Annotated in this window: 20 protein-coding genes; 12 read left to right on the forward strand and 8 right to left on the reverse strand. The window is 69.0% G+C overall.

Going from position 1 to position 23,007, the window contains the following annotated elements; translation table 11 throughout:
- Positions 1-7 precede the first annotated feature (7 nt).
- Entirely contained in the window at positions 8-856 is an 849-nt protein-coding gene (locus AC1DSZ_RS04765; protein ID WP_476837229.1) for a carbohydrate ABC transporter permease, read from the forward strand.
- Between the two features lie 89 nt (positions 857-945).
- The gene (locus AC1DSZ_RS04770) at positions 946-1,698 is read left to right on the forward strand and encodes an SDR family oxidoreductase (RefSeq protein ID WP_476837230.1); all 753 of its coding nucleotides are present in this window, start codon (positions 946-948) and stop codon (positions 1,696-1,698) included.
- Between the two features lie 181 nt (positions 1,699-1,879).
- Here the strand turns inward: AC1DSZ_RS04770 and AC1DSZ_RS04775 are convergent, their stop codons facing one another.
- On the reverse strand, positions 1,880-2,512 hold the full coding sequence (locus AC1DSZ_RS04775) for a TetR family transcriptional regulator C-terminal domain-containing protein (RefSeq protein WP_476837231.1): 633 nt from the start codon (positions 2,510-2,512) through the stop codon (positions 1,880-1,882).
- 169 nt (positions 2,513-2,681) lie between these two features.
- On the opposite strand from AC1DSZ_RS04775, the gene AC1DSZ_RS04780 reads away from it, so the two are divergent.
- The 9 genes from AC1DSZ_RS04780 (at position 2,682) to AC1DSZ_RS04820 (ending at position 12,832) form a co-directional block, all read left to right on the forward strand.
- The gene (locus AC1DSZ_RS04780; protein WP_476837232.1) at positions 2,682-3,941 is read left to right on the forward strand and encodes a Zn-dependent hydrolase; all 1,260 of its coding nucleotides are present in this window, start codon (positions 2,682-2,684) and stop codon (positions 3,939-3,941) included.
- Positions 3,942-4,197: 256 nt separating this feature from the next.
- Positions 4,198-5,625 carry a dihydropyrimidinase gene (hydA, locus tag AC1DSZ_RS04785; protein WP_476837233.1) on the forward strand — a complete coding sequence of 476 codons (1,428 nt, stop codon included), beginning with the start codon at positions 4,198-4,200 and terminating at the stop codon, positions 5,623-5,625.
- Positions 5,626-5,772: 147 nt separating this feature from the next.
- The gene (locus tag AC1DSZ_RS04790; RefSeq protein ID WP_476837234.1) at positions 5,773-6,588 is read left to right on the forward strand and encodes an ABC transporter ATP-binding protein; all 816 of its coding nucleotides are present in this window, start codon (positions 5,773-5,775) and stop codon (positions 6,586-6,588) included.
- 219 nt (positions 6,589-6,807) lie between these two features.
- Positions 6,808-7,701 carry an ABC transporter permease gene (locus AC1DSZ_RS04795; RefSeq protein WP_476837235.1) on the forward strand — a complete coding sequence of 298 codons (894 nt, stop codon included), beginning with the start codon at positions 6,808-6,810 and terminating at the stop codon, positions 7,699-7,701.
- Positions 7,698-8,828 (forward strand): ABC transporter permease, encoded by a 1,131-nt coding sequence (locus tag AC1DSZ_RS04800; RefSeq protein WP_476837236.1) that lies wholly within the window; start codon positions 7,698-7,700, stop codon positions 8,826-8,828. The genes AC1DSZ_RS04795 and AC1DSZ_RS04800 overlap by 4 nt, the downstream gene beginning before the upstream one ends.
- A gap of 28 nt (positions 8,829-8,856) precedes the next feature.
- Entirely contained in the window at positions 8,857-9,855 is a 999-nt protein-coding gene (locus tag AC1DSZ_RS04805; protein WP_476837237.1) for an ABC transporter substrate-binding protein, read from the forward strand.
- Between the two features lie 67 nt (positions 9,856-9,922).
- On the forward strand, positions 9,923-10,399 hold the full coding sequence (locus tag AC1DSZ_RS04810) for a hypothetical protein (protein WP_476837238.1): 477 nt from the start codon (positions 9,923-9,925) through the stop codon (positions 10,397-10,399).
- 4 nt (positions 10,400-10,403) lie between these two features.
- Complete coding sequence (locus AC1DSZ_RS04815; protein ID WP_476837239.1) at positions 10,404-10,859, forward strand: DMT family transporter; 456 nt, start codon at positions 10,404-10,406, stop codon at positions 10,857-10,859.
- 77 nt (positions 10,860-10,936) lie between these two features.
- The gene (locus AC1DSZ_RS04820; RefSeq protein WP_476837240.1) at positions 10,937-12,832 is read left to right on the forward strand and encodes a P-loop NTPase family protein; all 1,896 of its coding nucleotides are present in this window, start codon (positions 10,937-10,939) and stop codon (positions 12,830-12,832) included.
- A gap of 238 nt (positions 12,833-13,070) precedes the next feature.
- On the opposite strand, the gene AC1DSZ_RS04825 is transcribed toward AC1DSZ_RS04820, so the two are convergent.
- From AC1DSZ_RS04825 to AC1DSZ_RS04845, 5 genes are all read right to left on the reverse strand, one after another.
- Positions 13,071-14,699 carry an acyl-CoA dehydrogenase family protein gene (locus tag AC1DSZ_RS04825; RefSeq protein WP_476837241.1) on the reverse strand — a complete coding sequence of 543 codons (1,629 nt, stop codon included), beginning with the start codon at positions 14,697-14,699 and terminating at the stop codon, positions 13,071-13,073.
- A 129-nt stretch (positions 14,700-14,828) separates the two neighbouring features.
- Positions 14,829-15,614, reverse strand: coding sequence for an ABC transporter permease (locus AC1DSZ_RS04830; protein ID WP_476837421.1), 786 nt, complete (start codon positions 15,612-15,614; stop codon positions 14,829-14,831).
- A gap of 71 nt (positions 15,615-15,685) precedes the next feature.
- Entirely contained in the window at positions 15,686-16,516 is an 831-nt protein-coding gene (locus AC1DSZ_RS04835) for an ABC transporter permease (RefSeq protein ID WP_476837242.1), read from the reverse strand.
- A 779-nt stretch (positions 16,517-17,295) separates the two neighbouring features.
- The gene (locus AC1DSZ_RS04840; protein WP_476837243.1) at positions 17,296-18,429 is read right to left on the reverse strand and encodes an ABC transporter substrate-binding protein; all 1,134 of its coding nucleotides are present in this window, start codon (positions 18,427-18,429) and stop codon (positions 17,296-17,298) included.
- A 23-nt stretch (positions 18,430-18,452) separates the two neighbouring features.
- The gene (locus AC1DSZ_RS04845) at positions 18,453-19,592 is read right to left on the reverse strand and encodes an ABC transporter ATP-binding protein (protein ID WP_476837244.1); all 1,140 of its coding nucleotides are present in this window, start codon (positions 19,590-19,592) and stop codon (positions 18,453-18,455) included.
- Between the two features lie 172 nt (positions 19,593-19,764).
- Between AC1DSZ_RS04845 and AC1DSZ_RS04850 the strand changes: the two genes are divergently transcribed.
- A complete protein-coding gene (locus AC1DSZ_RS04850; protein WP_476837245.1) occupies positions 19,765-21,573 on the forward strand; it encodes an ABC-F family ATP-binding cassette domain-containing protein in 1,809 nt (602 codons plus the stop codon).
- A 237-nt stretch (positions 21,574-21,810) separates the two neighbouring features.
- On the opposite strand, the gene AC1DSZ_RS04855 is transcribed toward AC1DSZ_RS04850, so the two are convergent.
- Together AC1DSZ_RS04855 and AC1DSZ_RS04860 are read right to left on the reverse strand one after the other, a co-directional pair.
- The gene (locus AC1DSZ_RS04855) at positions 21,811-22,614 is read right to left on the reverse strand and encodes a PPK2 family polyphosphate kinase (protein WP_476837246.1); all 804 of its coding nucleotides are present in this window, start codon (positions 22,612-22,614) and stop codon (positions 21,811-21,813) included.
- A 65-nt stretch (positions 22,615-22,679) separates the two neighbouring features.
- A complete protein-coding gene (locus tag AC1DSZ_RS04860) occupies positions 22,680-22,871 on the reverse strand; it encodes a DUF1289 domain-containing protein (protein ID WP_476837247.1) in 192 nt (63 codons plus the stop codon).
- Between the last annotated feature and the right edge of the window lie 136 nt (positions 22,872-23,007).

Below are 23,007 nucleotides of genomic sequence, written 5' to 3' on the forward strand. Positions count from 1 at the left end.
TGAGCCCGTGAAAACCTTCTTTCGGACCGCCACCAACGAGGCCAAGCTGCTGCTGGTCGGCATCCCGGTGCTGATCTGGACGCTGCTGCCGATCTACCACCTGTGCCTGTTCGCGTTCTCGGACAAGCAGTCCGCCTTCTCGGGCGCGCTGTGGCCCAAGAACCCGACCCTGCGCAACTTCGAGGTCGTGTTCGGCCAGAAGCACTATTTTCTCCATCTGTTCTGGCAGCAGCTGTTCAACTCGGTGTTCATCGCGGCCGCGACCGGCGCGCTGACGCTGCTGGTCGCCACCTTCGCGGCGTTCTCGATCTCGCGCCTGAAGGTGAAGGGCGGGCGGACGGTGCTCAACATGGCGCTGTTCACCTATTTCATTCCGGCCGCGTTCCTGGCCGTGCCGATGTACCGGACCATGGGCCTCTACGGGCTGCTGAACAGCCAGTGGGCGCTGATCCTCGCGATGGTGACGATCGCGTCGCCCTATGCGATCTGGGTGCTGAAGCAGGCTTCCGACAAGCTGCCGGCCGAGCTCGACGAAGCCGCCATCATGGACGGGGCGACGCCGATGCAGCTCTTCCGGCTGGTCTACATCCCGCTGATGCTGCCCTCGCTGGTGGCGGTGGGCACCTATGCGGTGCTGCTGGCCTGGAACGAGTATCTCTACGCGTTCCTGCTCCTGTCCAAGGACTCGACGATCACGCTGCCGGTGGCGCTCGGCAACTTCCTGGCGGCTGACGATTCGCCCTGGGAGCTGCTGATGACCACGGGCCTGATCTACGCCCTGCCGCCCGCCGCCATGTATTACGCGGTGAAGAAGTACATGGTCGGCGGCCTCACGGCCGGCGCGGTGAAGAGCTGACAAACGGGGGCCCTGCCGGCGAGGCGGGGCCCTTTCACTTTCAAGAACCAGCGTCCGGACCAACCGCACGCAGCGATCAGGGAGCCCTCATGGCCAAGCGTCCGTTGCTTCTCATCACCGGCGGCAGCCGCGGCATCGGGGCCGCGGTCGCGCGCCTCGCCGCGTCCCGCGGCTACGACCTCGCGATCAACTATGCGGGCAACAAAGCCGCCGCGGAGGCGACCGCGCAGGCCTGCCGGGCGGCCGGCGCGAAGGCCGAGATCTTCCAGGGCGACATGGCGCTGGACGCCGACATCAGCCGCGTGTTCGCGGAGGTCGACGCCCGCATGGGTCGCATCGACGGTCTGGTGAACAACGCCGGCGTCACCGGCAAGGCGAGCCGCCTCGACGAGGCCGACCCGGCCGAGATCCGCCGCGTGATCGACATCAACGTGACGGGCGCGATCCTGGTCGCCCAGGAGGGCGTGCGGCGCCTGTCGCAGCGGCATGGCGGCGCGGGCGGCTCTATCGTCAACCTTTCCTCGGCGGCGGTGTGGATCGGCTCGCCGGACAATTTCGTCTGGTACGCGGCCTCCAAGGCGGCGATCGACAGCTTCACGCTCGGCCTCGCGCGCGAAGTCGGCAAGGAGGGCGTGCGCGTCAACGCTGTGGCGCCGGGCCTGATCGAGACCGAGATCCACGAGTCCTCCGGCCTCGGCGGCCGCCTCGAGAAGCTCGGCCCCTCCGTGCCGATCGGCCGCGCCGGAACGGCCGACGAGGTCGCCAACATCATCCTGTTCCTGCTGTCCGACGAGGCGTCCTACGTGACGGGCGCGGTCTACAACGTCACGGGCGGGCGGTAAGGCGGCGGCAGCCCTCGAGGGCTGCCAGCCAGGGCGCAAAACCGTCAACTGTCATCCCCGGCCGGAACGCCGGAGGCGTGGAGGGGAAGGGGATCCAGGAGCCATAGGCGCGGCTGCCCTGGATCCCCTTCCCGGCGCTGCGCGCCGCCGGGGATGACGGCGGGAGGGGGTGGCTCGACCCCTATTTAAGCACCCCGCGCAGGATGGTCTGCGCGACCTGCCGGGTCGCGTCGGCGAAATGAGCGTCGCTGAGCGGGCGGCCGCCGTTCAGCACCTCGATCTGGCGGGCGAAATCGGCGTAGTGCTGGGTGGTCGCCCAGATCATCATGAACAGCACCTTGGGATCGACAGGGGCGAGCTTTCCCTCCGCGATCCAGCGCCGCACGATGGCGCCGCGGTCGGCCACCCAGGCGGCGAGCGTGGTCTCCAGGTGGTCCGCGATTGCGGGCGCGCCGCGCATGATTTCGCTGGCGAAGATGCGCGAGCCGAGCGGCATGGTGCGCGACAACTCCATCTTGGCGGCGATGTAGCGCGTGAGCGCATCGGCGGGATCGTCGCTGTCGTCAAAGGACGACGCCGCCGCCAGCCAGCGGTCCAGCACGCGCGCCATCACGGCGCGGTAGAGGTCGTCCTTGCTGGGGAAATAATAGTGCACGTTGGCCTTGGGCAGCGCGGCCCGTGCGGCGATCGCGGCCGTGGTCGCGCCCTTGAAGCCCAGCTCGGCGAACTCCGCCTCGGCGGCCTCCAGGATCAACCGCTCGTTCTCCTCCCGGGCGACGCCGCGCGGCCTGGTTGCGGTGCTGGATGCCCCCACGCGGTTCCTCCGGGAAAAGACCCGCTTCGGGCGTCGGGCCAATGTTGACCAAACGGTCAGGCCCATAATAGCCTCGACTTCGCGGGTGCGGGAGACAAAAATCAGCCCACGCGTGCGCATGCGGCGTCAGTCGCCGCGGCCATCTTGGCCGCCGAGAGGGGATCAGCAGATGAGCGGAGCCGGCGCCGAACTCGGCAATGTGCGCATCGACGGCGCGCGGCTGTGGGACAGCCTCATGGAGATGGCGCAGATCGGCGCCACGCCCAAGGGCGGCTGCAAGCGCCTTACCCTGACCGACCTCGACAAGCAGGGCCGCGAGCTCTTCACCCGCTGGTGCGAGGAGGCCGGCTGCACCGTCTCGGTGGACCGGATGGGCAACATGTTCGCCCGCCGCCCCGGCGTGGACGACACGCTCCCGCCCGTGATGCTCGGCAGCCACCTCGACACCCAGCCCACCGGCGGCAAGTTCGACGGCGTGCTAGGCGTGCTCGGCGCGCTGGAGGTGGTGCGCACGCTGAAGGACCTGAACATCCGCACGAAGCACCCCATCGAGGTCGCCAACTGGACTAACGAGGAGGGCTCGCGCTTCGCCCCCGCGATGGTGTCGTCCGGCGTGTTCGCGGGCGAATACACCGAGGAATTCGCCTATTCGCGCACCGATTCCGAGGGCAAAACGCTGGGCGACGAGCTCCAGCGCATCGGCTTCCAGGGCGAGCTGCCGGTTGGCGGCCGGCCCATCCACGCGTTCTTCGAGCTGCACATCGAGCAGGGCCCGATCCTCGAGGACGAGAACCTCGACATCGGCGTCGTCACCCACGGCCAGGGCCAGCGCTGGTACGAGATCACCCTGACGGGTTTTGAGAGCCACGCCGGCTCCACACCCATGCCGGTGCGCAAGGACGCGCTGTTGGGCGCGGCCCGCGTGGTCGAGCTCGTCAACCGGATCGGCCTCGCCAACGCGCCCAATGCGGTCGCGACCGTGGGCATGCTCAACCCCTACCCGAACTCCCGCAACGTCATCCCCGGGCAGGTCTGGATGACGATCGACTTCCGCTGCCCGGACGATTCCGTGCTGGCCGGCATGGATCAGGCGCTGCACGCCGGCGTCGCGGAGATCTGCGCCGCCATCGGGCTCGAGCAGGACACGAAGCAGATCTTCTACTACCCGCCCGTCGCCTTCGAGGAGAGCTGCGTGGCCGCCGTGCGCGAGGCCGCGACCAAGCTCGGCTACACGCACCGCAACATCGTGTCCGGCGCCGGCCACGACGCCTGCTACATCGCCCGCGTGGCCCCGACCGCCATGATCTTCACGCCCTGCGTGGACGGGATCAGCCACAACGAAACCGAGGACATCAAGCCCGAATGGGCCACCGCCGGCGCCAACGTGCTGCTGCAGGCCGCGCTCAGCAAGGCCGAGATCGTCCCGTGAGGCCGGGTATCCCGACCCCTCCCAAGCCCCTCATCCTGAGGAGCCAGGCGTCTTCGCCTGGCGTCTCGAAGGACGAGGGGTCCAGACCGCACCACGACCGAGCCCACTGGAAACCCTCGTCCTTCGAGACGCATCGCCAAGGGGCGACGCTCCTCAGGATGAGGGGATCGTAGACGCCCAACATGGGCGACCTAAGCCTTAGCGCTTGGGATTGCTTGCCCTCATCTCTCAACGCACCGCCATCCAGGAGCCGCCCATGTCGACGCTCATCAAGAACGGAACCGTCGTCAACGCCGACCGCACCTGGAAGGCGGACGTGCTGATCGAGGGCGAGCACATCAAGGCGGTGGGCGACGGCCTCTCGGGCGACACGACGGTGGACGCCGAGGGCTGCTTCGTGTTTCCGGGCGGCATCGATCCGCATACGCACCTGTCGATGCCGTTCATGGGCACCACCACGGCGGATGACTGGGAGAGCGGCACGCGCGCGGCGCTGTCGGGCGGCACCACCATGGTGGTGGACTTCTGCATTCCGGGAAACGGCCAGCCGCTGCTCGACGCCTGGGCCGAGTGGGAGAAGAAGTCCGAGACCGCCTACGCCGACTACGCCTACCACATGTGCATCACCTACTGGAACGACCAGGTCCGCGCCGACATGGGCAAGGTGGTCGAGAAGGGCGTCACCACATTCAAGCACTTCATGGCCTACAAGGGCGCGCTGATGGTGAACGACGAGGAGATGTTCGCCTCGTTCCAGCGCTGCGCCGAGCTCGGCGCCATGCCGCTCGTCCACGCCGAGAACGGCGACCTCGTGGCGGCCCTCCAGCAGAAACTGCTCAAGGACGGCATCACGGGCCCGGAGGGCCACGCCTATTCGCGCCCGCCGAGCGTGGAGGGCGAGGCCGCCAACCGGGCGATCATGATCGCGGACGCGGCCGGCTGCCCGGTCTACATCGTCCATGTCTCGTCCATCGAGGCGCATGAGGCGGTGGCCCGCGCCCGCGCCAACGGCCAGCGCGTCTATGGCGAGCCGCTGGTGCAGCACCTGACACTGGACGACAGCGAATACGCCAACCCGGATTGGGACCACGCCGCCCAGCGGGTGATGTCGCCGCCCTTCCGCAACAAGAAGCACCAGGACGACCTCTGGAACGGTCTGCGCGCCGGCTCGCTGCAGGTGGTCGCGACCGACCACTGCGCGTTCACGACCGAACAGAAGCGCTTCGGCATGGGCGACTTCACCAAGATCCCGAACGGCACCGGCGGGCTGGAGGACCGGCTCTCGGTGCTGTGGACAAAGGGCGTCGAGACCGGCCGGCTCACCATGAACGAGTTCGTGGCCGCCACCTCGGCCAACATCGCCCGCATCCTCAACCTCTACCCCCGCAAGGGCGTGATCCAGCAGGGGGCCGAGGCGGACATCGTCGTTTGGGACCCGAAGGCCGGCAAGACCATCTCGGCCAAGACCCAGCAGTCGGCGATCGACTACAACGTCTTCGAGGGCATGAAAGTCAGCGCCACCCCGCGCTACACCTTCTCGCGCGGCGAATGCGTGTGGCAGGACGGCAAGCTCACCGGCCAGCGCGGCCGCGGCCGCTTCGTCCCCCGCTCCCCCTTCCCGGCCGACGCCCAGGCCCTGCGCACCTTCAAGGCCCTCACGGCCGACCGCGCCGTGGCGCGGTGAGGTTTACTCTCTCCACCGCCTCGCCGTCATTGCGAGGAGCGAAGCGACGCGGCAATCCAGGCGCCGGGCGGAGGGCTCCGAGCCTGCTTGCCCAGCATCAGCTGGATTGCTTCGCTCCGCTCGCAATGACGGCGAGGTGCGGGCAGAGTGACGCGAAACTTCGATGAGAAAAGCCAAGCAGCCGTGAGCGACACCGTCATCCAGGCCCGCGACCTGTCGCTCACCTATGCGGCCGCGGATGGGGCCGTGCAGGCCTTGTCGGGCATCGACCTCGCCATCGAGCGCGGCGAGTTCGTGTCGCTGATCGGGCCGTCGGGCTGCGGCAAGACCACGTTGCTGCGCGTGATCGCGGATCTCGAGACCGCCACGTCCGGATCGATCACCGTGAACGGCGTCAGCCCGCATGACGCCCGCCTGAAGCGCTCCTACGGCTACGTGTTCCAGGCGCCGGCGCTGTATCCGTGGCGGTCCATCGCCGGCAATGTCGGGCTGCCGCTTGAAATCATGGGCTTCTCGCGCGACGACCGGCGCGAGCGGGTCGCCCGCAATCTCGCGCTGGTGAACCTGGAAGGCTTCGAGCGCAAGTTCCCGTGGCAGCTTTCGGGCGGCATGCAGCAGCGCGCCTCCATCGCGCGGGCGCTGTCATTCGATCCCGACCTGCTGCTCATGGACGAGCCCTTCGGCGCGCTGGACGAGATCGTCCGCGACAAGCTCAACGAGCAGCTGCTGCGCCTGTGGGACCTCACCCGCAAGACGGTGGTGTTCGTCACGCACTCGATCCCCGAGGCCGTGTTCCTGTCCACCCGCATCGTCGTGATGTCGCCCCGGCCGGGCCGCATCCACGAGATCATCCCCTGCGACTTCCCGCGCGACAGGACGCTCGACATCCGCGAAACCCCCGAATTCCTCGCCATCGCCAACCGCGTCCGCCAGGGCCTGCGCGAGGGGCATTCTTATGACTGAGGCTGGTAGCCAATTCTCCGCCGTCATCCCCGGCCGGAGCGGCGAAGCCGCGCAGGGGAAGGGGATCCAGGGGCCGCGCGCTCGCCTGTCCAACCTGCTTAACCAGCAAGGCGCCCAGTCGCCTGGATCCCCTTCCCGACCTGCTGCGCAGGTCGCCGGGGATGACGGAGAGGGTGGGGCGTCGGCCATTGCGCCCGGCCCGACCTGGAGCGCGCGGCTTTGAAGCGCCCCCTCGCGGCCCTCTGGGCCGGGCATCTCGGCCCCATCCTGGCCGTCTGCGCCGCCACCGTGGCGTTGTGGTACGTCGCCGCGGTCGGGATGAACGCCGACCTGCAGCGCTCGGCCTTCGACAATGCCGGGCAGAAGACGTGGACCACGGGCGAGCTCGTGGCCGGCACGCTCGCGCAGGAGCGGCCGCGGTTGCCGGCGCCTCACCAAGTGGCGCAGGAGTTGTGGAAGACCGTGGTGGACACGGCCCCGAGCTCCAAGCGCAGCCTCGTCTACCATGGCGGCGTGACGCTCTCGGCGACGCTGCTGGGTTTCCTGTTCGGCTCCGGGCTCGGGGTGGGCCTCGCGGTGCTGATCGTGCACGTGCGCAGCCTCGAGCGCTCGCTGATGCCCTGGATCATCGCGTCGCAGACGATTCCCATCATCGCGCTGGCCCCGATGATCGTGATCATCCTGAACCAGCTCGACATCACCGGCATCGTCCCGAAGGCCGCCATCGCGGCCTACCTGTCGTTCTTTCCCGTCACGGTCGGCATGGTGAAGGGCCTGCGCTCGCCCGATCCGCTGCAGCTGGACCTCATGCGCACCTATTCGGCCTCGCGTGCGCAGGTGTTCTGGTCGCTGCGGCTGCCCGCCTCCGCGCCGTTCCTGTTCGCGAGCCTGCGCGTGGGCGTCGCCGCCAGCCTGGTCGGGACCGTGGTGGCGGAGCTGACGCAATCCGCCGACGGCGGCTTCGGGGCGCGGCTGCTGGCGGGCTCCTATTACGGCCAGACCATCCAGATCTGGGCCGCCATTTTCGCGGCGGCGTTTTGCGCCTGTGGGCTGATCGCCGCCGTGGCGCTGGCGGACCACCTCGTGGCGAAGCGCATGGGTTACCGGCTATGAGTGGCCGCCGCGACTGGCTCGCGATCCTGTGCGCGGTGGCGGCGATCAGTGCGAGCCTGCTGCCCTTTGGTCAGGGCGAGCCCTCCATGATGGCGCGATTGCTCGTGGGCCTCTTGCTCACATTGGCGGCGCTGGGCTGTTCTAACCGCTCGCCGGGCCACGCACGATCCTCCTCCTGGTACGACATGCTCGCCATCCCGGCCCTTGCGTATGGCTTGGTTCTGGTTTGGTCGCTCGCCGAAATGCAAGGTGCGGCGAGCTGGGGTTTCGCCGCCGCGATGGTGTCCGTATGGCTGGGCGCCTGGCACACCGTGGCATGGCTCGCGTCGCTGCGCCTGCCGGCCGGCTGGCCGGCGCGGCTCGTCAACCTCGCCATCCCGCTTATCTTCGGCCTGACGCTGCTCTTCCTGTGGGAATGCGGCGTGCGGGGCTTCGGCTCCTCGATGATGAAGGTGATCCTGCCCGCGCCCTCCGCGATCGCGGCGCGGTTCGGGTCGTCGCTGCCGACGCTGGGGGCCGATTTCGTGCAGACCTTCAAGGGCGTGACGGCCGGCTATTTGATGGGCTGCGGCGCCGGCATCCTGGCCGCGATCCTGATCGACCGCTCGCCGTTCCTGCAGCGCGGGCTTCTGCCTCTCGGCAATCTCGTCTCGGCGCTGCCGATCGTCGGCGTCGCCCCCATCATGGTGATGTGGTTCGGGTTCGACTGGCAGTCCAAGGCCGCCATCGTGGTGATCATGACGTTCTTTCCGCAGCTCGTGAACACGGTCGCGGGCCTCGCCTCGGCGGGCGCGATGGAGCGCGACCTGATGAAGACCTATGCGGCGAGCTACGGCCAGACGTTGCTCAACCTGCGCCTGCCCGCGGCCTTGCCGTTCATCTTCAACGGGTTGAAGATCAACTCCACGCTGGCGCTGATCGGGGCCATCGTGGCCGAGTTCTTCGGGACGCCCATCGTCGGCATGGGGTTTCGAATCAACACCGAGGTCGGGCGCATGAACATCGACATGGTGTGGGCCACCATCGTGGTCGCGGCGCTGGCCGGGTCGCTGTTTTATGGATTGCTGGCGCTCGCCGAGCGCCGGGCCACGTTCTGGCACGCCAGCTACAGGCAGCGCGCCGGCTGATTTTTCGACCTTTCGGGAGGGATACGCGATGAAGAAGCACAGCATGCTCGCCGGCCTGGCGCTCGGGGCTTTGGTGGCCGCCACTGCGGCGCAGGCCGCCGACAAGGTCACGATCCAGCTGAAATGGGTCACGCAGGCCCAGTTCGGCGGCTACTACGTGGCCAAGGACAAGGGCTTCTACAAGGACGCCGGGCTCGACGTGACCATCAAGCCGGGCGGCCCGGACGTCGCGCCCCCGCAGGTGATCGCGGGCGGCGGCGCCGACGTGATCGTGGACTGGATGCCGTCCGCCCTGGCATCGCGCGAGAAGGGCGTGCCGCTGGTCAACATCGCGCAGCCGTTCAAGCGCTCCGGCATGATGCTGACCTGCCGGGCCGAAACCGGCGTGAAGGCGCCGGCCGACCTCAAGGGCCGCACGCTCGGCGTCTGGTTCTACGGCAACGAGTACCCGTTCCTGAGCTGGATGGCGAAGCTCAAGATCCCGACCGACGGCTCGGCCGGCGGCGTGAAGGTGCTGAAGCAGGGCTTCAACGTCGACCCGCTGCTGCAGAAGCAGGCCGATTGCATCTCGACCATGACGTATAACGAGTACTGGCAGGTGATCGACGCGGGCATCAAGCCGGAGAACCTCGTGGTGTTCAAATACGAGGAGCAGGGCGTCGCCACCACGGAGGACGGCCTCTACGTGCTGGAGGACAAGCTCAAGGACCCGGCCTTCGTGGACAAGATGGCGCGCTTCGTGAAGGCCTCGATGAAGGGCTGGGAGTGGGCGCGCGCCAACCCGAAGGACGCCGCCAAGATCGTGCTCGACAACGACGCCTCGGGCGCCCAGACCGAGAAGCACCAGACGCGCATGATGGAGGAGATCAACAAGCTGACGGCCGGCTCCGACGGGACGCTCGACGAGGCCGACTACAAGCGCACGGTCGCGACGCTGCTGTCGGGCGGCTCCGACCCGGTGATCTCCAAGGAGCCGACCGGCGCGTTCAGCCATGTGGTGACCGAGAAGGCGAAGACGCTGAAGTAACACACGCGATTTTTTCAACGGGGGGAGAGCGGAAATTTCTCCTCCCGTAATCAAAAGCGAAATTACAATGGACATAGAATTAGAGAGAGGCTCTGCCCTTACATGCTGGGGCAATATGGAGCGTTACATCGATCTTATCCATTGTTTTGCTGTCAATACAGTTGATTCCGAGGCGACTTATATAAAATTCTCTCCGATTACCAAGAGAATCGATATACTCTCGAAGATCGCACCCATATGCCCACGCCTAGAAAAATCTGAATCAGATCTTCTTTTAGAGACGTTGAGTCAGATTCGTAATCTGATTGAAACTCGAAATGCAATTGCGCATGGGGTGGCAGGCGACTTAAGCATCAACAACGAACCGGCCGGTACGGTACTTATTTCAGATAGAATCCATGGAGGAAAGTCAATTGTTCCGGAGTTGATTTATATAAAAGATATACATGATTTCAGAAAATTTGTTCTTATTATCCATCACCGAATTAGTACACTGTGGTCTGCTATTACAATGCGCGAATTGCTGAACATGGTCAGTGAGTGAAGTGATGTCCCCCTCCACGCTCCTCCTGCCGCTGATCGCCCTGTTGGCCGCCACGGCGCTGCCCATCCAGGCGGCCATCAACGCCCAGCTGGCGCGCGGGGTGGGAAGCCCCATCGTGGCCGCCGCGATCTCGTTCGCGGCAGGCGCGGTCGTGCTCGCCCTGGTGGCGGTCGTGCTGGTGCGGGGGCTGCCGCCCGTGGCCGAGATCGCGAAGACGCCGCTCTGGCTGTTCGTCGCCGGAGGCGCGCTAGGGACGCTTTATGTCACCAGCAACGTCGTGCTGGCGCCCAAGCTGGGCGCGGCGACGCTGTTCTCCTTCGCGATCGCGGGGCAGCTGCTGGCCGCTCTCGCGATGGACCAGTTCGGCCTGCTCGGGCTGGCCGTGCGCGAGCTCTCGATCGGCCGCATCGCGGGCGCGGCGCTCGTGCTCGTCGGCGCCCTCATGGTCCGGCTGCTCTGATAGATCGTAACCTCCCGGTAACGTAAACCAATCGTCAACGCGTCCCCGCGCACAATCTGCGGATGCGAGAGGGTGAGATGACGCGGGCGGGCGGGCGTGGGCGGCCGGGATGGCGGGCGCTGGCGCTCGCGTTGGCGGGCGCGCTGGCGGGAGCAGGCGCCGGCTGGCGCGCGGCCGGGCCGGACGCCTACACGGCCACGGCCGCGCTGACGGGCGCGGACGACGTGCTGGCGCGCGTGGCCGTATCCGCGCCCGTGCTGGACCGCGCCGCCGCGCAGGAGGGCGACCCCGAGGGCGCCCGCGCGCTGGCCGACCGCGTGAGCGTGGCGCGCGACGGCGCGCTCATGCGCGTGCACGTACGCGCGCCCACGCGCGAGGGCGCCAGCGGGCTCGCCAACGCGATCGCGGCCGCGTCCGTGGCCGAGCACGCGCAGGCTCGCGCCGACGCGGCCCGGGCAGCGGCCGTGCGCGAGGCCACGCGCCTGAGCGCGCTGCAGACGCGCCTGTACGAGACCGACACGCGCCTGCTCGCGGCCCGCGCGGAAGCGGGCGCGGGCGCCGACCCGCAGCACGCGCTGCAGCTCGCGAAGGCGCGCACCGCCGAGGCGCGCGCCCGCGTCGAGCAGGCGACGCGCCCGGACGCCGACGCGCCGCGCACGCCCGCGCTGGAGCGCCTCCACGCCCGCGCGGCCGAGGCCGCCCGCCTGGAGGCGGGCTACCGCCAGAGCCTGGGCCCGCGCCACCCCGTGATGGCGGACGCGCAGCAGCAGCTGCGCGAGGCCCGCAAGGCGCTCGCGGACGAGATCAAGCGCACGCTCGACGCGGCCAGGGGCGAGCTCGCGCAGGCGGAGGCCGCGGAGGCGGCCGCGGCCAAGCGTGCAGCCGCCGCGCCCGCGGCTCCGGACGCCGCCACGGCGCGGCTGCGCACGATGGAGAGCGAGGCCGAGGCCGCGCGCGCCGCCTATGAGAGCGCGCTGCGCAGCCAGGCCGCGCCCGCGGAGGCCGATGCGGGCCCGGGCCCGACCGTGCTGGCGCCCGCCTCCCCGTCCGCCGCGACCGCGGCGGCGGGCGCGCCCCTGTGGGTCGCGCTCGGGGCCGCGCTTGGCGCGCTGCTGGGCGGGCTGGCGGGCCTCCCCGCCCTCGTGCGCGCGCGCAGGACTATTTCGGATATGCAACCTAGAGTTGCACATGACGAGCAGGCGGCGGCCGGGCCCTTTGGCGAGGATCGCGCGCCCATTGGGGCTAGCCCCACAGGCGAGACGGCGGCGGTCGCACCGACGCATTCCGGCGACGAGGCCGTCCCGGCCTCCTCTCCAACCGCACCCGCCGCGCCATCCACTCCCGACGACGACGAGAACGACGCGGCGCCGACCCTCACGGAGGTCGCGGACCGGCCGGACAGCCCCTATGCGGTCGCGATCGAGGATCTGGCGGAGGCCATCGTCGACGAGGCCGGCGCGGCGACGCCCTTCACCGTGCTGGTGACCTCGCTGGCGCCGCGCGCCGGCAAGTCGATCCTGGCCGCGAACCTCGCCCGGGCGGCGGCCGATTGCGGCCGGCGCGTGCTGCTGATCGACGCCAACGCGGCTCATCCGACGCTGTCGCTCGCCTTCGGGCTCGGTCGCGATCCCGGCCTGCTGCGGGTCGGCGGCCGGGAGCGGCCGATCCATGCGCTGGACGGCGACTGGGAGGGCGGCCTGTTCTTTCTGCCGGTCGACACCGCCCGCAACGGCGCCGCGCCGCGCCTGCCGGCCGACGCGCTCTTGCGCTTCGACGGGGTCGTGGGCCATTTCGACCTCGTGGTGATCGACGGGCCGGCCGTCACAGGCGAGCCCTCCGACGCCGCCCTGGCGGCCTCGGCCGACCAGATCCTGCTTGTCAGCCCGCCGGACGCGCAGGCCGATCCCGCCTGGGCGTCGGCGCTTCTTGCCGCGCCGCGCGACAAGCTCCGCGAACTCGCGATGGCGGCCTGAGCGGGCCGCCCGCCAACCACAACTCGATACCGCCTCCTCCATGCCCCTCATCCTGAGGAGCAGGCCCCCTTGGGCCTGCGTCTCGAAGAACGAGGGGTCGCAACGCAGGTTTTTGAGCTTGCTGGAGTCCCTCGTCCTTCGAGACGCATCGCCAAAGGGGCGATGCTCCTCAGGATGAGGGGATTCTTGGGTTTGGGCCGACCAGACGATCTGGAAAGCGGGTGTCCCGACGCGCCCGCTAGCCCGGCAACGCCCGCTCGATTAGCCGGTCAGCCTGCGCAGACGGGCCCGCGCCGCCCCAGCTCGTGGGCGCGCCCCGTCCGTCGCCGAAGCGGCGTTGCACGTAGGCGTCGGCCACGCGCGCATCGCCCGCGGCCAGCGTCGCCAAGGCGGCGAGACGTCCCAGGCCTTCGGTGATCTCCCGGCCCCGCGCCTCCGCGTCGGGGCTGCGTAGCGCCTCCTGGATCGCGTCGGCGGCGCGGCGGCCGGGTTCGCCGGCGGCCTCGCCGAGGCGGTCCAGCACGGCGGCGGTCGCGTCGGAATCGCGCGCGGCGGCCCGCAGCACGTCCAGCGCCATCACGTTGCCGGAGCCTTCCCAGATCGCGTTCACGGGCGCTTCCCGATAGGCGCGCGCGAGCGGGAAGTCCTCCACGTAGCCATTGCCGCCCAGGCACTCCATGGCCTCGTAGAGCAGATGCGGCGCCTGCTTGCAGATGAGGTATTTGGCGGCCGGCGTGCAGATGCGCGCCAGCGCGGCCTCGTGCGAATCGTCCGGAGCGGCGTCAAACGCGGCGGCGAGCCGCATTGTGAGCGCTGTCGCAGCCTCGACCTCCAGCGCCATGTCGGCGAGCACCGTGCGCATGAGCGGCTGCTCGATCAGCCGGCGGCCGAAGGCGCGACGATGGCGGGCGTGGTGCACCGCATGCGCGAGGCCGGTGCGCATCAGGCCGGCTGACGAAACGGCGCAATCGAGCCGGGTCAGCTGCACCATGCCGAGGATGGTCGCGACGCCGCGTCCCTCCTCGCCGATCCGCTCGCCATACGCCATCTCGAACACCACCTCCGAGGAGGCGTTGGAGCGGTTGCCAAGCTTGTTCTTGAGGCGCTGGAAGCGCAGCCCGTTGCGGCGGCCATCGGGCTCGAACCGCGGCACGAGGAAGCATGTCAGGCCGGCCGGCGCCTGCGCGAGCACCAGGAACGCATCGCACATCGGGGCGGACATGAACCATTTCTGGCCGCTGATCCGAAAGTGGTCGCCGGCCGGCGCCGCCGAGGTCGTGTTGGCGCGCACGTCCGTGCCGCCCTGGCGCTCGGTCATACCCATGCCGAGCGTGACGGCCATTTTCTCCCACCAGGGCCGGAAGGCGGCGTCGTAGTCGCGGCCGACGATGCGGGGCAGCCAGCGCGACAGCGCGTCCGGGGCGACCGCCAGCGCGGCCACGCTCGCATGCGTCATGGTGAGCGGGCAGAGGTGGCCACTTTCCACCTGGGCGGCCATGTAGAAGCGCGCGGCGCGCAGTGTTTGGCCGGAAGGCCGGGGCGCGCCGGTGGCGGGCGCGATCGCGGCGGCGTCCCAAGTCGAGGCGTGCAGCCCGGCCGCCATGCTGCGCGCCAGTAGGGCGTGGTAGGAGGGGTGATATTCGACGACGTCGAGCCGCTCGCCCCGGGGGTCCAGCGCCTGAAGTTGCGGCGGGTTCTCGTTGGCGCGCCGGGCTTCGGCGGCGAGCTCGGCCGCGCCCCATTCGCGCCCGAACGCCACGAGCCCGGCCTGCGCGGCGGCGCTCACGCCCGCACGTCCAACCGCTTCCCAGAGCGGCAAGTCGAGATCGAAGAGGTTTACGTCCTCGAAGGGCGGCGGCTGGTTCATGGACGCTTCCATCGCGGGATGGTGGGCGCTTTGGGGGTTGCGATCAACAGGAGCGCATCGGGGTTTTCGGCTCCCTCATCCGACCTCGCTGCGCTCGGCCACCTTCTCCCCGGCACGGGGAGAAGGGACCTACTGCCCGACCTTGGCGAGGACGTCGGCCTTCAGGAATTTCTCGATCACGAGCATGAACAGGACCGACGGCACGAGCAGGATCAGGGCCGTGATGGAGGCGATCTGGTAGTTGCCGCCCATGCTGGCGTTGTAGAGCAGCAGCGGCAGGGTGGTGACCTGCGGGACGCCGACAAAGAAGGTGCCGGTGAACTCGTCCAGCGACTCCAGGAACACGAAGATCGCGCTCGCGACGATGCCGGGCGCGGCCAGCGGCAGCGTCACGGTCGCGAAGGCGCGCAGCGGGCCGGCGCCCATGTTGCGGGCGGCGAGCTCCAGATCCTTGTCAACGGCCGCGAAGGCCGCGGTGGCGATCCAGACCGAATAGACGAGGCCATGCGCGGCGTGCACCAGCACCACCCCCGGCACCGTGCCGGCGAGGCCGATCGTGTAGAAGATGCGCGCCACGTTGATGTAGATCGCCACGGACGGAAACGCCTGCGGGAGCAGGAAGGCGATCATGATGGCGGTGCGGAACGGCAGCCTGAGGCGCGCCAGCGCGTAGCCGGCCGGCACCGAGACGGCGAGCGCCGCAACCACGGTCAAAAGAGCGATACCGACGCTCGTGCCGAGCGACGTCATGGCGTCGCCGCTGGGGCGGAACACCACCTCCCAGAACCGCGTCCCGTAGGTGACCGGGAGCTTGAAGGGCGTGTACCAGCGCTCGGCGACGCTCCAGAGCGCCAGGTTCACGAGCGGGCCGATGAGCCAGAACGCGAAGGCCGCGAGGCCGAGCACCTTCAGGATGGTCCCAACCGGCGCACGCAGGCGCGACCAGACGGCGGAGCGTTCCCGGGGAAGCGTGAGTTCGTGCGTGGTCACGCGGCGACCTCCCGGCGGATCGACTGGCGCAGGTAGAACCAGGCCGCCAGCCCGGTGATCGCGTAGGAGATCACCCCCAGCGCGTTGGCGACCGGGTAGTCCCCATAGGCGTTGATGCGGAACGCCATGTCGACCGTCATCATGGTGGGCTGCGAGCCCGCCACCATCATGGGCACCGAAAGCACCGACATGGTGGTGACGAAGGACAGCACCAGCGCGACCAGCAGCGTCGGCATCACCTGCGGGAGCACAATCTCGAACAGCACGCGCAGGCGCCCGGCGCCGAGATTGCGGCCGGCCTCGATGGTGGAGCGATCCAGCGACGCCATCGCGCCGGCGAGCAGCAGCGTGACGAAGGGCGCCTGCTTCCACACGAAGGTGATCACGATGCCGCGCCAGTCGAGCAGGCTCGTCGCCTGGAGGGGCTCGATGATCCCCATCGCGACGAAGCTGTTGTTCATCAGGCCGTTCTTGGCCAGGAAGGTGCGCATGCACTGGCCGGCGACGATGAACGGGATGAACAGCGGCCAGCGATAGAGCGCCTTCAGCACCGCCACCGCCCACGGGGTCTCGCCCAGCGTCAGCATCCCGGCGATCGCAATGGCGGCCAGGGCGGTCAGCACGCCCGACAGCAGCACGATGAACAGCGTGTAGACGATGTCGACCGAGTAGAGCTCGAACGCCTTGCCGAAATGCGCGAGGCTGAGCGCGCCGTCCTTGGTGAAGGCGGCGACGAGCGAGAAGCCGAGCGGGTACAAAAACAACGCCGCCACCAGAGCGAGCGCGGGGGCGACGAGGCCAAGGGCGAGAAGGCGGGATTCGGTCATTTCATCCTACCTGGCCTCGCATCCTGGTCCGTCATGGCCGGGCTTGTCCCGGCCATCCACGCGGGACCCCAGCGCGTGGATCCCCGGGTCAAGCCCGGGGATGACGGCGAGGAGGTGGAGCGGCCGTGCCACCCTCCCGTCATTGCGAGCGGAGCGAAGCAATCCAGTCTGGGGCTGGGCGGGAGGCTCGCTTCAGCAGCCCGCTTTTCGCCCCGCGCCTGGATTGCCGCGTCGCTGCGCTCCTCGCAATGACGGGGGAGAGGCGGCGGCAAGACGATTCCCCTGGAGCCCTCCTCCGTCATTGCGAGCGAAGCGAAGCAATCCGGTCTGGGGCTGGGCGTGGGGCGGATCGTCATGTTTGGCTCAACTCTCTCCGTCATCCCCGGCGGCGCGCAGCGCCGGGAAGGGGATCCAGGGGGTGAGCGCCTTTGCCCCTGGATCCCCTTCCCGACCTGCTCCGCAGGTCGCCGGGGATGACGGCGTGAGAACATCGACAGGCGGGCTGTCTCCACGCCCAACCCTCCCCTTGAGGGGGAGGGTGGCGCTCCGCGCCGTTCGGGGATGACGCAGCATTGAGCCGGCCATGGCGCAAAGAAGCCCGGGTAAACCTCCCGTCATTGCGAGCGGAGCGAAGCAATCCAGTCGGAGGCTGGGCGTGGGGCTGGCGTTCACGGCGCGCCTTTCGCCCGGCGCCTGAATTGCTTCGTCGCTGCGCTCCTCGCAATGACGGGGGAGGGTTTGGCGACCGGAGGTTGTCACCGCCGGGAACCGCGGGGCGCTCAGTTGGCGACCTTCTTTTCGTAGCTTTCCAGGATGTCGTTGAAGTAGGGCGCGATCGGGAAGGGCTTGCCCTTGCTGGCGAGGTCGGCGGGGGTGATGTCGGTGAAGAGCTTCTGCCAATCGGCCTTGTCGAGCTTGCCCTCGAGGTGCTGGGCGTCGATGCCTGGGTACCAGTTGAACTTCTTGACGATGCCCTGCGCCTGCACGTCCGGGCTGGTGGCCAGCGCGATGAACTCCTCGGCGAGCTTGGCCTGCGCGGCCTTGGCCGGCACCGCGTAGTACATGGGCTGGCCGGGCATGCCGGGGGCGACGAGCTTCAGCTTCATGTTCGGCGGCAGCTTTCCGTCGTTCTGCCAGGTGTAGAACATGTCGACCCAGACCGGGCCCATCGCGATCTCGCCGCGGTTGAGCATGTCGAGCGTGCCGGCGTTGCCGGGCGTGATCACGACGTTCTTGTTGAAGTCCTTGAGGTCGGCGAGCGCCTTGTCCCAGCCGGCTTTCGTGGCGGCGTCGTATGGGCCCTTCATCAGCTTGTCGCCGTCCTGACCGAAGGCGTAGACCCAGCCGGCCACGAAGGCGACGCCCGACATGCCGCCCTTGATGCCGTTGTAGCCGAACTGCTTGGGGTTCTTCTTGGCCCAGGCGGCCAGCTCCGGATAGGTGTTGGGGACGTCCTTCACCATGTCGGCGTTGTAGGCGATCGCGGTCTGCGAGTGGAACATCGGCATGACGTAGCCGGAGACGTCCGCGCCGAGCGAGTTCTCGGCGGTTTCGCGCGTCACCAGCGAGCCGGTCTTGATGTCGCCGCGGTACTTCATCAGCAGGGCGTCCCTGGCCATGTCGCCGGCCATCTTCTGGTGGATCACCACCACGTCGAAGTCCCACGCGGCCGTGTTGGCGGCCTTCTGGGCGCTGAGCTTCTCGAAGATCTTCTGCGAGCCGCTATCGCCCGGGCCGGTGCCGACCGCCACGACCTTCACGCCGGGATGCGACTTCTCGAACATCGGCCCGAGATAGTCCTTGATGTAGTCGACCATGTTCTGGTCGCCCGCCGTGGCGACGTTCAGCGTCTGGGCGGAGGCCGGCGCGCCAAGCGCGGCCGTGATGGCGAGGGCGGCGAAAGCGGTGCGCATGGGGTGTCCTCCAGAAAACCGGCTCACGCTCGCGCGGCCGGGAAAATGTGCAGATTGGCGAGGGGCAGGCGCACGCCGACGGGCGCGCCAAGCTCGTGGTAGCCGGCGTCCTTGACGCTCAGGTGACGCCCGCCAGCCTCGACGCCGTAGCGGTAGTGGCCGCCCGGATAGGCGCGGGTCGACACCACGCCGGGCAACACGATGCTGTCGGCCGGCGTGGCGTCCGGCGCGGTGAGGGAGGCGCCCTCCTCGCGGAAGAAGGCCGTGACGGCGCCGTGCGGCGGCGCGCCGGCGGCCGGGCCGGTCCAGGGCGCAGGGGCGGGCATGCCGGCGGCCTGAAGGCCGAGCGCGCCATCGGGGCCGGCCTGGACGTCGAGGTCGATGCGGTTCTCGGCGCCGAGGAAGGCCGCCACGAAGGGCGAGGCCGGGTGGTGGTAGATCTCCTCGGGCGGGCCGATCTGGGCGATGCGGCCGGCGTCCATGATGACGACGCGGTCCGCCATCGTCATGGCCTCCTCGCGGTCATGCGTGACGTGGATGGCCGCGAAACCGAGGCGTTTCTGCAAGGCCTTGATCTCGTAGCGCAGCTGCAGGCGCACCTTGGCGTCGAGATTGGAGAGCGGCTCGTCGAGCAGCAGCAGGGCCGGGTCGATCGCGAGCGCCCGGCCGAGCGCGACGCGCTGGCGCTGGCCGCCGGACAGGTCCTTGACGTTGCGGTCCTCCAGCCCGGCGAGGTTCAGCATGGCGAGGAGGTCGCCGACGCGCCTGCGGATCTCGGGCTTGCCAACGCCGCGCAGCTTGAGGCCGTAGCCCATGTTGCCGAGCACCGTCATATGCGGCCACAGCGCGTAGCTCTGGAACACCATCGCGACGCCGCGCTTTTCGGGCGGCAGGCCGGCGACATCCTGGCCGAACAGGCGGATCGCGCCGCCCTTGGAGGGCTGGAAGCCCGCGATGGTGCGCAGCAGCGTGGTCTTGCCGCAACCGGACGAGCCCAGGATGGCGATGAACTCGCCGGGCGCGACCGAAAGGTCGACGCCATGCAGGATCGTGGTCGCGCCGTAGCCGGCCGACAGGCGCTCGACCTCGATGGCGGGGCGATCGTGCGCGATCGCCGGGCGACCCGAACTGGTCGCCGAGCGACCACTATCGGTCGCCGCCATGCCGCTTCCTCCCATCACGTTCTCCTTCGGCGCTCGCCGGGGACGCTTATTGGTTGTGCATGACAGTGAAGCGACAATTGTGACCTTTGGCTAGAGGGTATCGGAGCCCTCCGATGAGGAGCCGCGCGGCGGCGCGCCTTGCGCCCCGGCGGTTGATCTGCGATGTCGGCGCATGGCGGCTCCACCCCTTCTGCTTCTGCAAGACATCGCGCTGACCTTTGGCGGCACGCCGCTGATCGAAAGCGCCGAACTCTCCGTGTCGCCCGGCGAGCGGCTGTGCCTCGTCGGCCGCAACGGCTCGGGCAAGTCCACGCTGCTGAAGATCGCGGCCGGCTCGGTGGAGGCCGACAAGGGCGTGCGCTTCGTGCAGCCCGGCGCGACGGTCCGCTACCTGCCGCAGGAGCCGGACCTCGGCGACCACAAGACCACGCTCGCGTATGTGGAGGCCGGGCTTGGCCCCAGCGACGACCCGTACCGGGCGCAGTACCTGCTGAACGAGCTCGGGCTGACCGGCGAGGAGGATCCACGGACCCTGTCGGGCGGCGAGGGCCGCCGCGCCGCGCTGGCCAGGGTGCTGGCGCCCGAGCCCGACATCCTGCTGCTGGACGAGCCCACCAACCATCTCGACCTGCCCGCCATCGAATGGCTGGAGAACGAGATCCGCTCCATGCGCTCGGCGATGGTGCTGATCAGCCATGACCGGCGCTTCCTGGAAACGCTGTCGCGCGCCACCGTGTGGCTCGATCGCGGCCGGACGCGGCGGATGGAGAAGAGCTTCGCCCATTTCGAGAGCTGGCGCGACGAGGTGCTGGAGCAGGAGGAGCAGGAGGCGCACAAGCTCGACCGGCGCATCGTCGCCGAGGAGCACTGGGTGCGCTACGGCGTCACGGCGCGGCGCAAGCGCAACGTCCGGCGCATGGCCGAGCTCGGCGAGCTGCGCCAGGAGCGCGGCGACCGGCGCAAGGCGGCCGGCGGCGTGCGGCTGACGGTGAGCGACGCGGATCTCTCCGGCAAGCTCGTGATCGAGGCGATCGGGGCGGCGAAGTCCTATGGCGACCGGCCGATCGTGCGCGAGTTCTCCACCCGCATCCTGCGCGGCGACCGCGTCGGCTTCATCGGCCCCAACGGCGCGGGCAAGACCACGCTGTTGAAGATGCTGATCGGCGAGCTCGCGCCCGACGCCGGCACGGTGCGGCTCGGGGCCAACATCCAGATGGTGATGCTGGAGCAGGGCCGCGACAGCCTCGACCCGACCTGGAGCCTCTCGGAGGCGCTCACCAGCGGGCGTGGCGACAGCATCATGGTGGGCGGCCAGCCCAAGCACGTCGTCAGCTACATGAAGGACTTTCTGTTCTCGCCCGAGCAGGCGCGCACGCCCGTGGGCGTGCTGTCGGGCGGCGAGCGCGGCCGCCTGACGCTGGCCCGCGCGCTGGCGCAACCCTCCAACCTGCTGGTGCTGGACGAGCCCACCAACGACCTCGACCTCGAGACGCTGGACCTCTTGCAGGAGATGCTGGCCGACTATCCCGGCACGGTGCTGCTGGTGAGCCATGACCGCGACTTCCTGGACCGCGTCGCCACCTCGGTGATCGTCTCGGAGGGCGAGGGTCGCTGGCAGGAATACGCGGGCGGCTACTCCGACATGGTGATCCAGCGCGGCGAGGGCGTGACGGCCCGCGCGGTCGCGGCCGGGCCTGCGGCGCCCAAGAAGGAGCGCGCGCCCGAGGCCGCCCCGGCAGCGCGGCGCAAGCTCACCTTCAAGGACAAGCACGCGCTGGAAACGCTGCCGGCCACGATGGACAAGCTCACGGCCGAGATCGCGCGCCTCCAGGAGCGCATGGCCGACCCCGCCCTCTACACCCGCGACCCCGCGGCCTTCGGGAAGCTCTCGGCCGCCGCCGCCAAGGCGCAGGCCGACCTCGCGCACGCCGAGGAGGAATGGCTGCGGCTGGAGATGCTGCGCGAGGAAGTGGAAGGCTGAGAAGCGTTTTCACAACGCCACCCTGCCGTCATTGCGAGCGCAGCGAAGCAATCCAGAGACTGGGCGGGGGGCGCTTTGTTGAGGATGGCGCTTTAGCGCCGGGCGCCTGGATTGCTTCGTCGCTGCGCTCCTCGCAATGACGGGGAGGATGGCTCAACCGGAGAGCTTTTCGCCGGGCTTCACCCCACCCCGCCGCTGCGCGGCGACCCTCCCCCTCGAGGGAGGGTGGCAGGCCCCTCACTCCACCCGGAAGCTTTTCGGGTCCCAGGTGACCTTGGGGTATTGCGGGTCCAGGTCTTCCAGCGTCTTGCGGACCACGGAGGCAATGACGGCGTTGCGGGCCCATTTCTTGTCGGCCGGGATCACCCGCCAGGGCGCGTGGTCGGTGGAGCAGCGTTCCAGCATGGTCGCGTAGGCGTCCTGGAAGTCATCCCAGAGCTTGCGGTCGTCGAGGTCGCCGGGGTTGAACTTCCAGTGCTTCTTGGGGTCGTCGAGACGTTCCTGCAGGCGTTCGCGCTGCTCCTTCTTGGAGATGTGCAGCATGAATTTCAGGATGGTGACGCCGTTGTCGGTGAGGATCTTCTCGAATGCGTTGATCTGGTCGTAGCGGGTCTCGATCTCCTTGGCGCCCACGAGCTTGTGCACCTTCACGACCAGCACGTCCTCGTAGTGCGAGCGGTTGAAGATGCCGATGGTGCCGCGCTTGGGGGCCGCCATGTGGGCGCGCCATAGGAAGTCGTGCGCGAGCTCTTCCTCGCTGGGGCGCTTGAAGGCCGTCACCGAGACGCCGAGCGGGCCGGTCTGGTTGAAGACGCCCCGCACGGTGCCGTCCTTGCCGGAGGTGTCCATGCCCTGCAGGATCACCAGCAACGCGCGCTTGCCCTCGGCGTAGAGCCGGTCCTGCAGCTTGTCGATCGCCACGATGTCGTCCGCGAGGGTGGCTTTCGCGGTCTCCTCGTCCTTGAGGCCGGAGATGTCGGCGGGATCGCGGTCGTCCAGCTTGGCCTTTTTGCCGGGCTTCACGAGGTAATCGTCGGACATGCGGATCTCCGTTGAACGCTGCGAACCAGCGCCAACGCGCCGCTCGACCGAAAGACGCTTCGAGATCAGGCCCTTTCGCGCTGGCGGCGGCGGCCGGTGCGCGCCGGGCGGGGGAGCGGCGGCAGGTCGGCGGCGGCGAGGCGGGCTGGCAGGATGTCCATGATGGCGCGGCGCTCCGCGGATTCCATCGCGGCCCAGCGCCCGATCTCCTCGATGGTGCGGCCGCAGCCGACGCAGAGCCCGGCGTCGGCGTCCATCACGCAAATCTGGACGCAAGGGCTTTCGGTAATCTGCATGGCGGTGGGGCGTCTCGTCGAAACGGTTGCGGCGGGCGCCCGTGCGGGCGGCTTGCGACTATTTGGACCGTGAGGCCCCGGTCGCGCAACCCATCGC

The sequence above is a fragment of the Alsobacter sp. P4_H11 genome (assembly GCF_056400925.1).

What these genes read in the sequence shown, in the direction of transcription:
- AC1DSZ_RS04815 (WP_476837239.1), top strand. Translation starts at nt 10,404, where the DNA reads ATGTCCCCCTCCACGCTCCTCCTGCCGCTGATCGCCCTGTTGGCCGCC.
- AC1DSZ_RS04810 (WP_476837238.1), top strand. Translation starts at nt 9,923, where the DNA reads ATGGACATAGAATTAGAGAGAGGCTCTGCCCTTACATGCTGGGGCAAT.
- AC1DSZ_RS04825 (WP_476837241.1), bottom strand. Translation starts at nt 14,699, where the DNA reads ATGAACCAGCCGCCGCCCTTCGAGGACGTAAACCTCTTCGATCTCGAC.
- AC1DSZ_RS04800 (WP_476837236.1), top strand. Translation starts at nt 7,698, where the DNA reads ATGAGTGGCCGCCGCGACTGGCTCGCGATCCTGTGCGCGGTGGCGGCG.
- AC1DSZ_RS04855 (WP_476837246.1), bottom strand. Translation starts at nt 22,614, where the DNA reads ATGTCCGACGATTACCTCGTGAAGCCCGGCAAAAAGGCCAAGCTGGAC.
- AC1DSZ_RS04780 (WP_476837232.1), top strand. Translation starts at nt 2,682, where the DNA reads ATGAGCGGAGCCGGCGCCGAACTCGGCAATGTGCGCATCGACGGCGCG.
- AC1DSZ_RS04845 (WP_476837244.1), bottom strand. Translation starts at nt 19,592, where the DNA reads ATGGCGGCGACCGATAGTGGTCGCTCGGCGACCAGTTCGGGTCGCCCG.
- AC1DSZ_RS04860 (WP_476837247.1), bottom strand. Translation starts at nt 22,871, where the DNA reads ATGGACGCCGACGCCGGGCTCTGCGTCGGCTGCGGCCGCACCATCGAG.
- AC1DSZ_RS04820 (WP_476837240.1), top strand. Translation starts at nt 10,937, where the DNA reads ATGACGCGGGCGGGCGGGCGTGGGCGGCCGGGATGGCGGGCGCTGGCG.
- AC1DSZ_RS04840 (WP_476837243.1), bottom strand. Translation starts at nt 18,429, where the DNA reads ATGCGCACCGCTTTCGCCGCCCTCGCCATCACGGCCGCGCTTGGCGCG.
- hydA (WP_476837233.1), top strand. Translation starts at nt 4,198, where the DNA reads ATGTCGACGCTCATCAAGAACGGAACCGTCGTCAACGCCGACCGCACC.
- AC1DSZ_RS04805 (WP_476837237.1), top strand. Translation starts at nt 8,857, where the DNA reads ATGAAGAAGCACAGCATGCTCGCCGGCCTGGCGCTCGGGGCTTTGGTG.
- AC1DSZ_RS04770 (WP_476837230.1), top strand. Translation starts at nt 946, where the DNA reads ATGGCCAAGCGTCCGTTGCTTCTCATCACCGGCGGCAGCCGCGGCATC.
- AC1DSZ_RS04850 (WP_476837245.1), top strand. Translation starts at nt 19,765, where the DNA reads ATGGCGGCTCCACCCCTTCTGCTTCTGCAAGACATCGCGCTGACCTTT.
- AC1DSZ_RS04835 (WP_476837242.1), bottom strand. Translation starts at nt 16,516, where the DNA reads ATGACCGAATCCCGCCTTCTCGCCCTTGGCCTCGTCGCCCCCGCGCTC.